Consider the following 13,411-nt stretch of genomic DNA (forward strand, 5'->3'; position numbering starts at 1 on the left):
CCCGCGCCCCCACCCGCCCCCCCCCCCCCCCCGCGCGCCGGCCCCCCGCCCCCCCCCGGGCCCCCCCCGACTATGGCGCGCCGCTGCTGCAAGCGCTGCAGGCCGGCGAGCCGACACCTGTCGTCGGTGATGCACACGCCCTGGTGCAGGCGCTGGCGCGCATCGCTCTGGCAGTACAGGGCGCCGATCCGGCGCGGCTGCGGCGCCAGGAAAGCTGGTGGGGCAGGTTGCTGGGCCGCGACGTCACCCGCCAGGCGCAGGCGCAGGCACTGCAGTCGCAATTGGGGGTGCTGGTGCTGCAGGCGCGCGAACAGGCGCAGCGCCTGCAGGGGCACCTGCAGCAGCGCCAAGCCGCCATCGCCCACGCCCAGACCGCTGCACAGGCACTGCAGCACTGGGCCGATGCCGCGCAGCCATTGCTGGCGACGCTGCCCGCACACGCGCAGGCCGGGCTGGCCGCGCGCGTGGACCACCTGCAGCGCCTGTCGGCCCTGCGCGCGCTGGATGCAGGGCAATGGCAACTGTTGAACGAGCAGGACCAGGCGCTGCTGCAGCGATTTGCCCACATCCACGACACCCTGCTGCCGGCCTGGCGGCAGGCCGCACTGGCCGGCCAGGCCCAGGCCCGTGCCGCGCAGGCCGCACAGGCCGCCGACCTGCAGGCACAGATCGACCACGAAGTGGCCGCCGCTCAGGCTAGACTGCGCTGAGCCGGCCGCCGCTGCCGCTTACCCATCTGCAAGGAGACTGCCCGATGACCCAGGACAGCCACATCAACGGCGGCCTCGTGCCGAGCGCCGCCACCCCCGCCACGATCGATGAAAGCACGCTGCAGGCCCTGGGCCTGGTGGCGGACGACCTGCCGCGCATCGCGCAGATTCGCCAAGAACTGGACGACCTGCGCCCCGGCAACCTGCAGGTGTTCGGTCGTGAAGCCGCCACCCGCACCGCCGCGTTCTCCAGCCAACTGCTGGACCAGGTGCGCAACCGCGATCTGGATGCCAGTGGCGAGAAACTGGGCGAAGTCGTGCGCATCGCGCGCAGCCTGAAGCTGGACGGCTTTGCCCAGCGATCGAAGGTGCCGATCATCGGCGGCCTGATCGACCGCCTGCGTGCGTCCAAGGGCGAGCTGGTGCAGAAGTTCAGCGACACCAACGCGCAGATTGAACAACTGCTGGGCGATGTCGGCGCGCAGCAGACGCTGATGGGCAAGCGCGTGGGCGAGTTCGACCGCATGCATGACATCGTGCGCGAAGAACGCCATGCACTAGGCCTGTACGCCGCCGCCGGCAAGCAACGGCTGGCCGAACTGCAGGCCGAACAGCTGGCCGGGCAGGGCACTGACGACCCGCAGCAGCGCATCCGCCAGAGCGAGATCGACAACGCGATCCGCCTGATCGAAAAGCGCGTGTCCGACCTGCTGCTGATGCAGCATGCCGCCGACCAGTCGCTGCCGATGATCCGCCTGATCCAGGCCAACGCGCTGCAGCTGATCGAGAAGTTCAACACGGTGCGCGAGATCACCATTCCTTCGTGGAAGCGCCAGTTCGCGATCCAGCTCTCGCTGGGCGAACAGAAGAACGCGGCCGAACTGGCCACCTCGATCGACGATGCCACCAACGAGCTGATGCGCCGCAATGCCGACCTGCTGCGCCAGGCCTCGGTGGATACCGCGCGCAGCAACCAGCGTGGGGTGATCGATGTGGCCACCCTGCGCCACGTGCACGACCAGTTGATCGCCACCGTGGAAGAAGTGCGCAGCATCCATCGCGAAGGCATGCAGCAGCGCCAGCAGGCCGAAGTGGAACTGTCGCGCCTGCGCGAAGACCTGCAGCAGCGCCTGGCGGCGCCGACCGCGCCCTGAGTGCACCGTAGCGTCGAGCTTGCTCGACTGCGGCCGCCCTCTACTGTCGAACTCGCTCGACTGCCGTCGCCGTAGAGTCGAGCTTGCTCGACTGCCTCGGCTGTGCCTTCGCTCCAGTCGAGCAAGCTCGACTCTACGATCTGGAGCAGTCGAGCAAGCTCGACTCTACAGTTGCTGCATGGCCCACTCGGCCAGCGCTTCCACGCGCGGGTCAACCGGCCCGTCCGGCCAGGCCAGCACCCAGAACCCGCCGGTCGCTGAGAACCCCCAGGGGGCAATCAGTCGCCCGGCGGCCAGGTCTTCGGCCACCAGCGGTTCCGGCGCGATCGCCGGGCCCAGCCCAGCCACCGCTGCTTCCAGCAGGTAGTACAGATGTTCGAAGCCGGTGCCGAACTGCAGATGGTCTGCATCCAGCCCATGTGACTGCGCCCAGCCCGGCCACGCCTGCGGGCGCGAATGGGTGTGCAGCACGCGTTCGAGCAGCAGGGCCGACGGCGCGGCGTGGCGCAGGCGCTGCGCGGCCGGGTGCGAAGGGGCCACCACCACACCCACCCTTTCCGGCGCCAGTTCGCGCACCTGCCAGCCGCGCGGCCAGGGCCCTTCGGCCAGCAGCAGCACCGCGTCCAGCGCCGCCTGCGCCTCGGTGAAGGCCCCGTCCAGCGCCGACCATTGCAGGTTCACCCCGGGCAGCGCCGCCTGCAGCGCGGGCAGCCGTGGAATCATCCAGCGCGCCAGCACGCTGCCGCTGCAGCCGAGTACCAGGGCAGGGGAGGCGGCGGGCCGGCGCAGTTCGCGCACGCAGCGCTCGATGCCGGCAAACGCCTCGCCGCACGCCGCCTGCAGGCGCTGCCCGGCCTCGGTCAGGCGCAGCCCGCGCCCGGAGCGCTGGAACAGCGCCAGACCCAGATGATCTTCCAGCAGTTTCAACTGCCGGCTCACCGCGCCATGGGTCACATGCAGGGCCTGCGCGGCGCGGCCCACCCCGCCCAGGCGGGCGGTGGCTTCGAAGGCGCGCAGGGCGTTGAGGGGCGGCAGCAGGGTGGTGCTCATGTGAGATTTCCTGACAGTACCCGCCAGATAATATCGATATTCCGGTCAGGATCCGTGCGCTAGAGTATCCACCTGTCTCGAACCAGCGGTCGCTTCCATGTCTGCCTCCCCCATTGCCGACTACCACGCCTTCCCGGATGCCCAGGGTCATTTCGGCCGCTACGGCGGCAGCTTCGTTGCCGAAACCCTGGTCGGCCCGCTGCAGGAACTGGCCCAGGCCTACGACCAGGCCCGCCAAGACCCGGAATTCCAGCGTGCCTACGACCGCGATCTGGCTCATTACGTGGGCCGGCCCAGCCCGATCTACCACGCCCAGCGCCTGAGCGACCACGTCGGCGGTGCGCAGATCCTGCTCAAGCGCGAAGACCTGAACCACACCGGCGCGCACAAGATCAACAACACCATCGGCCAGGCGCTGCTGGCCGCGCGCATGGGCAAGAAGCGCATCATTGCCGAGACCGGTGCCGGCCAGCACGGCGTGGCCAGTGCCACCGTCGCCGCGCGCCTGGGCCTGGAATGCGTGGTCTACATGGGTGCCACCGACATCGAGCGGCAGAAGATCAACGTCTACCGCATGAAGCTGCTGGGCGCCACCGTGGTGCCGGTCACCTCCGGCTCGGCCACGCTGAAGGATGCGCTCAACGAAGCCATGCGCGACTGGGTGACCAACGTGCAGGACACCTTCTACATCATCGGCACCGTGGCCGGCCCCGATCCGTACCCGCGCATGGTGCGTGACTTCAACGCCATCGTCGGCCGCGAGGCGCGCGAGCAGATGCTGGCCGAATACGGCCGCCTGCCGGACGCGATCACCGCCTGCGTGGGCGGCGGCAGCAATGCCATCGGCCTGTTCCATGCGTTCCTCAACGATCGCCAGGTCGAGATCGTCGGTGCCGAAGCGGCCGGCGACGGCATCCATACCGGCCGCCACGCCGCGTCCATCGCTGCCGGCCGCCCGGGCGTGCTGCACGGCAACCGCACCTATGTGCTGTGCGACGACGATGGCCAGATCATCGAAACCCATTCGGTGTCGGCCGGCCTGGATTACCCCGGCGTCGGTCCGGAGCATGCGTTCCTGGCCGACAGCGGCCGCGCGCGCTACCTGGGCATCACCGATGAGGAAGCGCTGCAGGCCTTCCACCTGCTGGCGCACACCGAAGGCATCCTGCCGGCACTGGAATCCAGCCATGCCCTGGCGCAGGCGATCAAGCTGGCGCGCGAGCGCCCGCGCGACCAGATCGTGCTGTGCAATCTGTCCGGTCGTGGCGACAAGGATGTGCACACCATCGCGGCGCGCGAGGGTCTGGTGCTGTGAACGGCGTGCTGCGCCATGGCGGCGTGCTGGCGCTGGCCGTCGGCCTGGGCGGCTGCGCGCCACCCGAGCCGCCGGTGCTGGCGCCGGCAGCGGCCACCCCGGCGGCGATCGCCGACGCGCAGCACCCGGCCAGCAACGATGACGACCTGGCGCATCGCCCCATCGATGACGCCCCCGCTCCTGCACCCGCCGCCGCGCCGGCCGCAGACGAAGCACCTGCGGTGGTGTCCGTAGCGCTGGACCATGCCGGCGATGTGCTGGTCGGCCAGCGCTTCAGCGAACTGCAGGGGGAGAGCGAATGGCACTCCGCCGGCCTGCACGAAGCCACCCAGGGGCGCTGCGAGTACTACGAGCGCGGTCTGTTGCCCGAAGGTGTGTCGATGCTGGTGCAGGACGACGATGTGGTGCGCTTCGACCTGGCGCCCATCGATGATTCCGGCCAGGTGGTGCTGCAGCCCGGTCCGTTCGGGCTGCACCTGGACATGCCCCGTGCGCAGGCCCTGCAGCGGCTGCCCGCCGGCACCAGCGCCCAGCCTCACGGGGCCGATGCGGAAACCGGCGAAAGCCTGCTCTGGCAGGACCCGGGGTCGGACCTGGCGATCCGGGTGGAGATCGTCGATGGCGTGGTATCGAGGATGTACTGGGGCGCCAGTGGCGCCGTTGAATTGATTGAAGGATGTAGCTGAAATGTCCGTTGAACGTATCGATGCCTGCTTTGCCCGCCTGCGTGCCGCCGGCCGCAAGGCACTCATTCCCTTCATTACCGCCGGCGACCCGTCGCTGGAGGCCACCGTGCCGGTCATGCATGCGCTGGTCGAGGCTGGCGCCGATGTGATCGAACTGGGCGTGCCGTTCTCCGACCCGATGGCCGATGGCCCGACCATCCAGCGCAGTTCCGAACGCGCGCTGGCGCGCGGCGCAGGCAGCCGCTACGTACTGCAGGCGGTGGCCGAGTTCCGCCAGCGTGACACGCAGACGCCGGTGGTGCTGATGGGCTACCTGAACCCAGTTGAGATCCACGGTTACGCGGCGTTCGCGCAGGCGGCCGTGCAGGCCGGCGTGGATGGCGTTCTGCTGGTCGACCTGCCGCCGGAAGAGGCCGGCGAGGCGAAGCAGGCCTTCGATGCGGCCGGGCTGGCGCTGGTGCTGCTGGCCTCGCCCACCACCAGCGATGCGCGTGCGCAGACCCTGCTGTCGCTGGCACGCGGCTATCTGTATTACGTCAGCTTCGCTGGCGTTACCGGCGCCTCCGAACGCCTGGACAGCCAGGCCGCAAGCGCGCGCCTGCAGGCCCTGCGCGCCGGGGCGAGGGTGCCGGTGGTGGCCGGCTTCGGCATCAAGGATGCCGCCAGTGCCGCGGCCATGGCCGTGCAGGCCGACGGCGTGGTGGTCGGCAGTGCGCTGGTCGCGGCGTTGGCCGATGCCGCCTCGCCGGAACAGGCGGCGCAGCAGGCGCACGCATTCCTGGCGCCCCTGCGCCAGGCCCTGGACGCCTGACGCTGGCGCTGGTGCTGGGGCGTGCCCGGCGCTGCCCGCGCGAGCTTGTCGCGCTAAACGTACGTCACAGCATGGTTTTTTCCCGAACCCCCGGCAACCACGCGGGGGTGCACGGGCAGGGGGAGCGGCGCTAGACTGTCGGCCTTTGCGGCCTTCGGGCCGCCCTGAACGGAAGTGTCCTCCCGCATGAGTTGGCTCAGCAAGTTGATGCCGTCCGGCATCCGCACCGACAACACCCCCAGCAAGAAGCGCAGCGTCCCCGAGGGCCTGTGGGAAAAGTGCAGCAGCTGCGGCAGCGCGCTGTACCGCCCCGAGCTGGAAGAAAACCTGGAGGTCTGCCCGAAGTGCGGCCACCACATGGCGATCCGCGCGCGCGCGCGTCTGGCCGCGCTGTTTGACGCGGACAGCACCACCGAGATCGCAGCGCGCCTGGGGCCGACCGACCTGCTGAAGTTCAAGGACCAGAAGAAGTACAGCGAGCGCATCAAGATCGCGCAGAAGAACACCGGCGAGTACGACGCGCTGATTGCCATGCGCGGCCTGCTCAAGGGCCGTCCGCTGGTGGCGTCCTCGTTCGATTTTGCTTTCATGGGCGGTTCGATGGGCTCGGTGGTGGGTGAGCGCTTCGCGCTGGCCGCCGAAACCGCGCTGGAAATCGGCGCCCCCTACGTGTGCTTCTCCGCCAGTGGCGGCGCGCGCATGCAGGAAGGCCTGTTCTCGCTGATGCAGATGGCCAAGACCTCGGCCGCGCTGGGCAAGCTGCGCGAGGCCGGCCTGCCGTACATCTCGGTGCTGACCCACCCGACCACCGGTGGCGTGTCGGCCTCGTTTGCGATGCTGGGCGACATCAACATCGCCGAACCGCAGGCCCTGATCGGCTTCGCCGGCCCGCGCGTGATCGAACAGACCGTGCGCGAAAAGCTGCCCGAAGGCTTCCAGCGTTCGGAGTTCCTGCTCGAACATGGCGCCATCGATCAGATCTGCGACCGCCGCGAAATGCGTGACCGCCTGGCCGACCTGCTCGCCATGCTCGGCCGTCAGCCGCGGCCGGAGGTGGCTTGATGGGAGGCCGCAAGTACTTCGGTACCGACGGCATCCGCGGGCGCGTCGGCCAGAGCCCGATTTCGGCCGATTTCGTGCTGCGCCTGGGCAATGCCCTGGGCCGCGTGCTGGTGGCCCAGCGTGGCGCGCATGGGCGTCGCCCGATCGTGGTGATCGGCAAGGACACCCGCATTTCCGGTTACATGTTCGAAGCTGCGCTGGAAGCGGGCCTGGTCGCCGCCGGTGCCGACGTGCAGCTGCTGGGCCCGATGCCCACGCCGGCCGTGGCCTTCCTCACGCGCACCCTGGGCGTGGATGCCGGCATCGTCATCAGTGCCTCGCACAACCCGCATTACGACAACGGCATCAAGTTCTTCTCCGCCCAGGGCGAGAAGCTTGATGACGCCACCGAACTGGCGCTGGAAGCAGCGCTGGACGTGCCGTTCACCACCGCCGAATCGGAGCAGCTGGGCAAGGCCGCGCGTGCCCGTGAAGCCGTGGGTCGCTACATCGAGTTCTGCAAGGCCAGCGTGCCGCGCTCGTTCGATCTGCGTGGCGTTCGCCTGGTGCTGGACTGCGCACACGGCGCCACCTACCAGATCGCGCCGCTGCTGTTCCGCGAGCTGGGTGCCGATGTCATCGGCATCGGTGCCGAACCCAACGGCGTGAACATCAACGACGGCGTGGGCTCGACCCACATCGACAACCTTGCCGCCAAGGTGCGCGAGACCGGCGCCGACCTGGGCATCGCCTTCGACGGCGACGGTGATCGGGTGCTGATGGCCGACGACCAGGGCACCCCGGTCGACGGTGACGACCTGCTCTACATCCTGGCGCGCGCGTGGCAGGCCGAAGGTCGCCTGCGCGGCCCGGTGGTCGGCACCCTGATGAGCAACTACGGCCTGGAAAAGGCGCTGGCCGAGCTGCAGATTCCGTTCCAGCGCAGCAACGTGGGCGACCGCTACGTGCACCAGGCGCTGATCGAGGGCAATGGCGTGCTCGGCGGCGAAGCCTCCGGCCACCTGCTGTGCCTGGACCGCGCCACCACCGGCGATGGCATCGTCAGTGCGCTTCAGGTGCTGGTGGCGCTCAAGCGCAGCGGGCAGACCCTGCGCCAGGCGCTGCAGCCGTTGTCGAAGGTGCCGCAGAAGACCGTCAACGTGCGTCTGGGCGATGTCTCGGCCAAGGCCACCGTGCAGGCCGACAGCGTGCAGTCGGCACTGGTGGAAGCACAGCAGGCCGTCAGTGGCCGGGGCCGTGCGTTCCTGCGTCCCTCCGGCACCGAGCCGGTGGTGCGCGTCACCGTGGAAGCCGACGACGCCACCCTGATGCAGGACACCCTGGACCGGCTGTCGGCCGCGGTGAAGTCCGCCGCAACCGCCTGACCTTCGGCTCAGCCTGCAGAATGCAGAACGCCCCGGCAAGCCGGGGCGTTTTCGTTTCCACCGCGCACAAACGCAGGCAATCCCTAGGGCCCGGGCACCATCTTCTTCTGGCGTGCCTTGAAGCCGTTGAACAGCGGCGCCAGCAGCGGGTGGTAACTCTGCGCGATGCGCTTGCGCAGCCAGCTGGCCGGGCGGTTGCGGATCGCGAACCGGTAGATGCGTTCCGGATCGCCACCGACCACGTTGCGGCCAAACGGATGGGTGGTGTGCAGGTAGCGGAACCCGTGCGCGCGGGCGACCTCGATATGGTCCTGGTCGAAATCGCCATACGGCCAGCACAGGGTGTCGGACACTTCGCCCAGCTGCGCCTGCAGTACCTGCCGCGCCCGTGCCAGGTCCTGGTCGATGCCATCGCGGCGCTGCGCGCGGTCCAGGTCCTGCCGCTGCAGCCAGCGGGTGTGGGTGTGGGTATGGCAGTGCACCTCGAAGGTGCCGGCCTCGATGACGGCGCGTGCTTCGCTCCAGCGCATCATCACATCGTCGCAGCGGTTGTCCTGGAAGATCGCCGTCTCACAGCCACGGTGGTCCGGCGTCGGCGGCAGCTCGGCGCCGGCCACGCCGGCATGCGCACGCACCGGGCCTTCGCCCATCCAGCCGGTCACCACGAACACCACCGCGTGCATGCCGTACTTCTGCAGGATCGGGTGGGCATACACCCAGTTGTCCAGGTAACCGTCATCGAAGGTGATCACGATCGATTTGCGGGGCACCGGCTTGCCGGCCAGGAAGCCGGCGTACTGGTCCAGCGTCAGCGACGTCCAGCCTTCGCGCGCCAGCCAGGCAATCTGGCTCTCGAAGTTTTCCGGCGACACGGTGATCATGCCCGGCGACGGGCTTACGTGATGGTGCATCAGCACCGGTACGGTTCGTGCGTCAGCCATGTCCCAGCTCCTTCAGCCACTGGTGATAATAGTATTCGGTGGTTTCGCCGTGGCCGGCCGGGGTGAACCGGTGCGCGCTGCGCATCCAGTCCCAGCCGGCACGGCCCATCAGGCGGCGGCGTTCGGGGTCGTCCACCAGCAGGCGCAGCGCGGCGGTCAATGCGGCACGGTCGCCCAGCCGGGTCAGCAGCGCGTTGCTGCCATCGACCACCATTTCCGGAACACCCCCCACACGCGTGGCGACGATCGGCACGCCCACGAACGCCGCTTCCAGGAACACCGTGCCCGCCGCTTCCTTGTGCGAGGCCAGGGCGAAGATGTCGAAGCCGGCCATCAGCCGGCAGGCACCATCGCGGTAGCCCAGCAGGTGGATCTGGGCCTGCAGGCCCAGTGCATCGCGCAGGGCCTGCAGGCGGGCCATCACCGGTTCGCCATCACCCACCACCACCAGGTGCAGGTTGCGGTTGGCCTGGCACAGCGGTGCGATGGCCTGCAGCAGGTCGGCATGGCCCTTGGGTTCGCGTAGCACGGCCACGCAGCCCACCACGATATCGTCGGCGCTGAAGCCCAGTTCGCCGCGCACCTCGGCGCGTACCTCCTGCAGGCATTGCCACGGGTCCGGTTTGCGGATGTCGCTCCACTGCGGCGGCACCGCAATCGGCGGCACGATGCCGATGCTGGCCGCGGGCACGCCGCGCTCGGCCAGCAGCTGCTTGACGAAACTGCTGACGGTCAGCACCCGGTGCGGCAGCCCGGTATAGGTCAGCAATGAATTGACCGGGCTCATCAGGTGGCGCGAGCGCACCACCAGCGGCGTGCCGCCCAGGCGTGCGCCGGCGGCGGCGATCAACGCATCGCGACGGCTGGTGGTATTGACCACGTCGTAGCGTTCACGGCGCACCAGGCGTGCGACTGACCAGATGCCGCGCAGCAGGCGCGCCAGGCCGCCCATGCGCAGGGTATGCACGGTGAATCCCGCATCGCGGGCCAGCCCGGCCAGGCGCGCCCCGGGCTGGCACAGCAGTGCCACTTCGTGGCCGCGCGCACGCATGGCCTGCATGTGGCGGAAAATGTAGATCTCCTGGCCGCCCATTCCGGTGGCGGCCTCGGTGTGCAGGATGCGCAGCGGGCGAGTCATGGTTGAAGCCGTCCTGTGTTTCAACGATTGCGGAAGCGGGTCAGCGCTTCCCAGGCCGCGCGCAGGCTGGCCGGGTCCGGCGCCTGCTGCGGCAGGGGGTGGTAGCGGCGGTCCAGCGTGGTGGCGTTGCCGAACTTGTCGAACACGTGGATCGCATCGCCGTGGTGCACCGCGCGCTGCGACCAGCTTTCCACCACCAGCGAACGGGTGCCCTGCGGTTCGGCCAGCAGGTCCTGGCCGGTGCTGTAGTCGGCCAGCGCGTTCTCGCAGCCCAGGCCGTGGCGCATCAGCGTCGGTACCCAGTCATCGTGCGAGCTGGTGCGGGCGTCCTGCGCGGCCGCCTGCCCAGGCCAGTGCAGCACGAACGGCACCTGCAGCTGGTAGTCGGAGAAGTTGCCGTTGTGGCCCCAGTAGTTCAGGCCCAGGTCGTTGAACTCTTCGGCGTGGTCACCGGTGACCAGCACGATGGTGTCCTCGTCCAGCCCCTGCGCACGCAGCGTTTCCAGCAGCTGTCCGACCAGGCTGTCGGCGTAGTGCACCGCGGTGTGGTAGCGGTTCAATTCCGGAGTCGGATCGTGGTCCGGGCCGAACTTCAGGAAGTCGATGTCCTCGGCCATGGGCTGGGCGACCGCCGGGTAGTCGGCCGGCATGTGGTACGGCGCATGGGTGGAATCGAGGAAGACAAAGCCGAACCACGGGCGCTTGCCCGCCTGGCTGGCCACGATGTCCTGCTGCAGCGATTCGACGATGGCGCGGTCGCGCCCGGCCGAATCGCGATCGCGCGGACCCTGGTGCAGCTGGCTGCGCACATCGGAAAACACGGTGCGGTCGAATTCGGGGCTGTACAGCGGTGCACTGCCGTACAGGTGCAGGTCGTAACCCTGCTGCTGCAGCACCTTGAACAGCTGCGACCCGCGCTGCTCGGCCAGCATGGTGGGCCAGTAGCCGCCGGGCAGCCCGTACATCAGGCCGAACAGCCCGTAGCGGGTGGCATTGCCGGTGCTGAAGTGCTGTTGGTACACGCGCGAAGACTGCGCCAGCGCAGCCGTATTGGGCATGAACTGCGGGGTCAGTGCGTCCTTGCGCAGTGATTCCAGCACTACCATCAGCACGTTCGGGCGCTGGTGGCTCTGGCAGCGCAGCGGCTGCAGCGGGTAGTTCAGCTGCGCATGGCGCGGGTCGGGCAGGCCGGCCTGCGGCTGGCTGACCACGCCCAGCCGGCGCATGAAGCTCTTGGCGGTGATCGGCTGGGCCCAGGGCAGGTAGTTCCACTGGCTGATGACCGCACGTTCGCCCAGCGCGTCGTAGTAGGCCGTGGCCACCTGGCCGCCGGCCATCAACAGCGCCACCAGCGCCCAGGCCTGCAGCACCCGGCGCCGCAGTCGCGCCGCCGGCAGCAGCTTCCAACAGGCCCAGGCCAGCAGGGCCTGCGCGCCGAACAGGGCGCTGATCATCGCGATCGCCTGCAGCCAGGTCTTCCAGGACAGGCTCACCTGGTCGTGCAGGGCGCCGCCGAACACCATGTTGGCGACCATGGCATTGAGGTGGAAGCGGTACAGGGCGAAGACCTTGGCATCCACCAGCAACAGGCACAGCCACAGGCCCTGCATCACGATGGCCGAAACCGTCAGAACGCGCGCGCGCCGCGGCCACAGGCCCAGCGCCAATGGCAGCAGGCCGGCCAGCGCGCCCAGCGCCAGCAGGTGGCCGGGCAGGGCAACCGACAGGTAGGTCAGGCCCAGTGCGCCCCCGGGGTTGTCGCGCACGGGAATGTTGCCCAGTGCGATCAGCGCCGCCAGCACGGCATTGCCGGCAATGAACAACGACCACCAGGCCAGCCGCTGCCAGCGGCGTTCGGCGCCCGGGGCGGGAGTGTTGAAGGAAGCAGCATCCATGGCGGCGACGGGTTGGGGGAGCGAGGGAGGGCGCGTGTGACGAGAGCGTCAAGACGCGAAGGGCGGCGCATTGTATCGGTTTGTTTCAATGTATCGGTGTGGGAATTGGGCCGATCTGTCACAATGTTCAGGTGGCCCACAGACAGCTGTCGGGCCGAACAGACCCACGACAAGCCAGGAACCGCTGTGAGCCAGATCCCGACCCTCGACATCACCCGTTTCGACAGCGACCGCGAGGCCTTCGTGGCCGAGCTGGGCGCGGCCTACCGCCAATGGGGATTCGCGGGCATCCGTAACCACGGCATCCCGCAGGCCGACATCGACGCGGCCTACGATGTCTTCAAGGCCTTCTTCGCCCTGCCGGACGAGGTCAAGCGCAAGTACCACGTGGCTGGCAGCGGCGGCGCCCGCGGCTACACCCCGTTCGGCGTGGAAACCGCCAAGGGCTCCAAGCACTTCGACCTGAAGGAGTTCTGGCACATCGGTCGCGAGATCGCCGATGACTCCAAGTACCGTGATGTGATGGCGCCGAACCTGTGGCCGATCGAGGTCGAGGGCTTCCGCGAGCGCGGCTACGGCCTGTACCAGGCGCTGGACAACCTGGGTTCGCGCGTGTTGTCGGCGCTGGCCCTGCACATTGGCCTGCCGGAGGACTTCTTCGCCGACAAGACCAATTTCGGCAATTCGATCCTGCGCCCGATCCATTACCCGCCGATCACCACCGACGACATTCCGAACGTGCGTGCCGGTGCCCATGGCGACATCAACTTCATCACCCTGCTGGTCGGTGCCAGTGCCGCGGGTCTGGAAGTGCAGTCGCATGATGGCCAGTGGGTGCCGTTCACCTCGGACGCCGACACCATCGTGGTCAACATCGGCGACATGTTGCAGCGCCTGACCAACCACGTGTACCCGTCCACCATCCACCGCGTGGTGAACCCCCCGGGCGAGCTGGCCCGCCAGCCGCGCTACTCGGTGCCGTTCTTCCTGCACCCGAACCCGGACTTCCTGATCGACGTGCTGCCCTCGTGCATCACCCCGGAAAACCCCAGCCGCTACCCGGAGCCGATCACCGCCCACGGTTTCCTGGAAGAGCGCCTGCGCGAGATCAAGCTGAAATAATGAAAAGGCCGCCGAAAGGCGGCCTTTTTCTTTGCAGGGTTGCACCCCGCACCCGCAGAGGCCAGAGCCAGAGCCAGAGCCAGAGCGGCTCTGGTTTTCTGCTGGTTGGGTGGGGCGGTGTGGGTGGGCAGGACACGCCGCAAGTACGTCCCTGTAGGCTCGT

The 13,411-nt window shown here is 68.7% G+C and carries 12 protein-coding genes; 8 read left to right on the plus strand and 4 right to left on the minus strand.

Going from position 1 to position 13,411, the window contains the following annotated elements; translation table 11 throughout:
- Both IAE58_RS17920 and IAE58_RS17925 read left to right on the plus strand, forming a co-directional pair.
- Positions 1-710: hypothetical protein (locus IAE58_RS17920; protein ID WP_234456396.1), on the plus strand; the 710-nt coding region annotated here is incomplete at its 5' end.
- Positions 711-754: 44 nt separating this feature from the next.
- Positions 755-1,864: a toxic anion resistance protein gene (locus IAE58_RS17925; protein ID WP_108753704.1), complete on the plus strand. Its 1,110-nt coding sequence runs from the start codon at positions 755-757 to the stop codon at positions 1,862-1,864.
- A gap of 165 nt (positions 1,865-2,029) precedes the next feature.
- Here the strand turns inward: IAE58_RS17925 and IAE58_RS17930 are convergent, their stop codons facing one another.
- Complete coding sequence (locus IAE58_RS17930) at positions 2,030-2,914, minus strand: LysR family transcriptional regulator (protein WP_199934482.1); 885 nt, start codon at positions 2,912-2,914, stop codon at positions 2,030-2,032.
- A 97-nt stretch (positions 2,915-3,011) separates the two neighbouring features.
- Here IAE58_RS17930 and trpB point away from each other — a divergent pair, with 97 nt between their 5' ends.
- The 5 genes from trpB to glmM all read left to right on the plus strand — a co-directional run bounded on the left by trpB (position 3,012) and on the right by glmM (position 8,152).
- A complete protein-coding gene (gene trpB / locus IAE58_RS17935) occupies positions 3,012-4,229 on the plus strand; it encodes a tryptophan synthase subunit beta (RefSeq protein WP_108750233.1) in 1,218 nt (405 codons plus the stop codon).
- A complete protein-coding gene (locus tag IAE58_RS17940; protein ID WP_199934483.1) occupies positions 4,226-4,915 on the plus strand; it encodes a hypothetical protein in 690 nt (229 codons plus the stop codon). The genes trpB and IAE58_RS17940 overlap by 4 nt, the downstream gene beginning before the upstream one ends.
- 1 nt (position 4,916) lies before the next feature.
- A complete protein-coding gene (gene trpA / locus IAE58_RS17945) occupies positions 4,917-5,726 on the plus strand; it encodes a tryptophan synthase subunit alpha (RefSeq protein ID WP_199934484.1) in 810 nt (269 codons plus the stop codon).
- Between the two features lie 186 nt (positions 5,727-5,912).
- Positions 5,913-6,788 carry an acetyl-CoA carboxylase, carboxyltransferase subunit beta gene (gene accD, locus IAE58_RS17950; protein ID WP_108750230.1) on the plus strand — a complete coding sequence of 292 codons (876 nt, stop codon included), beginning with the start codon at positions 5,913-5,915 and terminating at the stop codon, positions 6,786-6,788.
- A complete protein-coding gene (gene glmM / locus IAE58_RS17955; RefSeq protein ID WP_199934485.1) occupies positions 6,788-8,152 on the plus strand; it encodes a phosphoglucosamine mutase in 1,365 nt (454 codons plus the stop codon). The genes accD and glmM overlap by 1 nt, the downstream gene beginning before the upstream one ends.
- A gap of 83 nt (positions 8,153-8,235) precedes the next feature.
- Here the strand turns inward: glmM and IAE58_RS17960 are convergent, their stop codons facing one another.
- From IAE58_RS17960 to IAE58_RS17970, 3 genes are read right to left on the minus strand one after another with little or no spacing between them, the layout of a single operon-like run.
- Positions 8,236-9,093, minus strand: coding sequence for a polysaccharide deacetylase family protein (locus IAE58_RS17960; protein ID WP_199934486.1), 858 nt, complete (start codon positions 9,091-9,093; stop codon positions 8,236-8,238).
- Complete coding sequence (locus tag IAE58_RS17965; protein WP_199934487.1) at positions 9,086-10,231, minus strand: glycosyltransferase family 4 protein; 1,146 nt, start codon at positions 10,229-10,231, stop codon at positions 9,086-9,088. Before IAE58_RS17965 ends, IAE58_RS17960 begins: the two co-directional genes overlap by 8 nt.
- Positions 10,232-10,251: 20 nt before the next feature.
- Positions 10,252-12,126: a sulfatase-like hydrolase/transferase gene (locus IAE58_RS17970; protein WP_199934488.1), complete on the minus strand. Its 1,875-nt coding sequence runs from the start codon at positions 12,124-12,126 to the stop codon at positions 10,252-10,254.
- A 186-nt stretch (positions 12,127-12,312) separates the two neighbouring features.
- On the opposite strand from IAE58_RS17970, the gene IAE58_RS17975 reads away from it, so the two are divergent.
- Positions 12,313-13,248, plus strand: coding sequence for an isopenicillin N synthase family oxygenase (locus IAE58_RS17975; protein WP_199934489.1), 936 nt, complete (start codon positions 12,313-12,315; stop codon positions 13,246-13,248).
- The last annotated feature ends 163 nt before the right edge of the window (positions 13,249-13,411 follow it).

Origin of the sequence: Stenotrophomonas sp. S49, assembly GCF_016624905.1 — a bacterium.
Lineage (GTDB): Bacteria > Pseudomonadota > Gammaproteobacteria > Xanthomonadales > Xanthomonadaceae > Stenotrophomonas.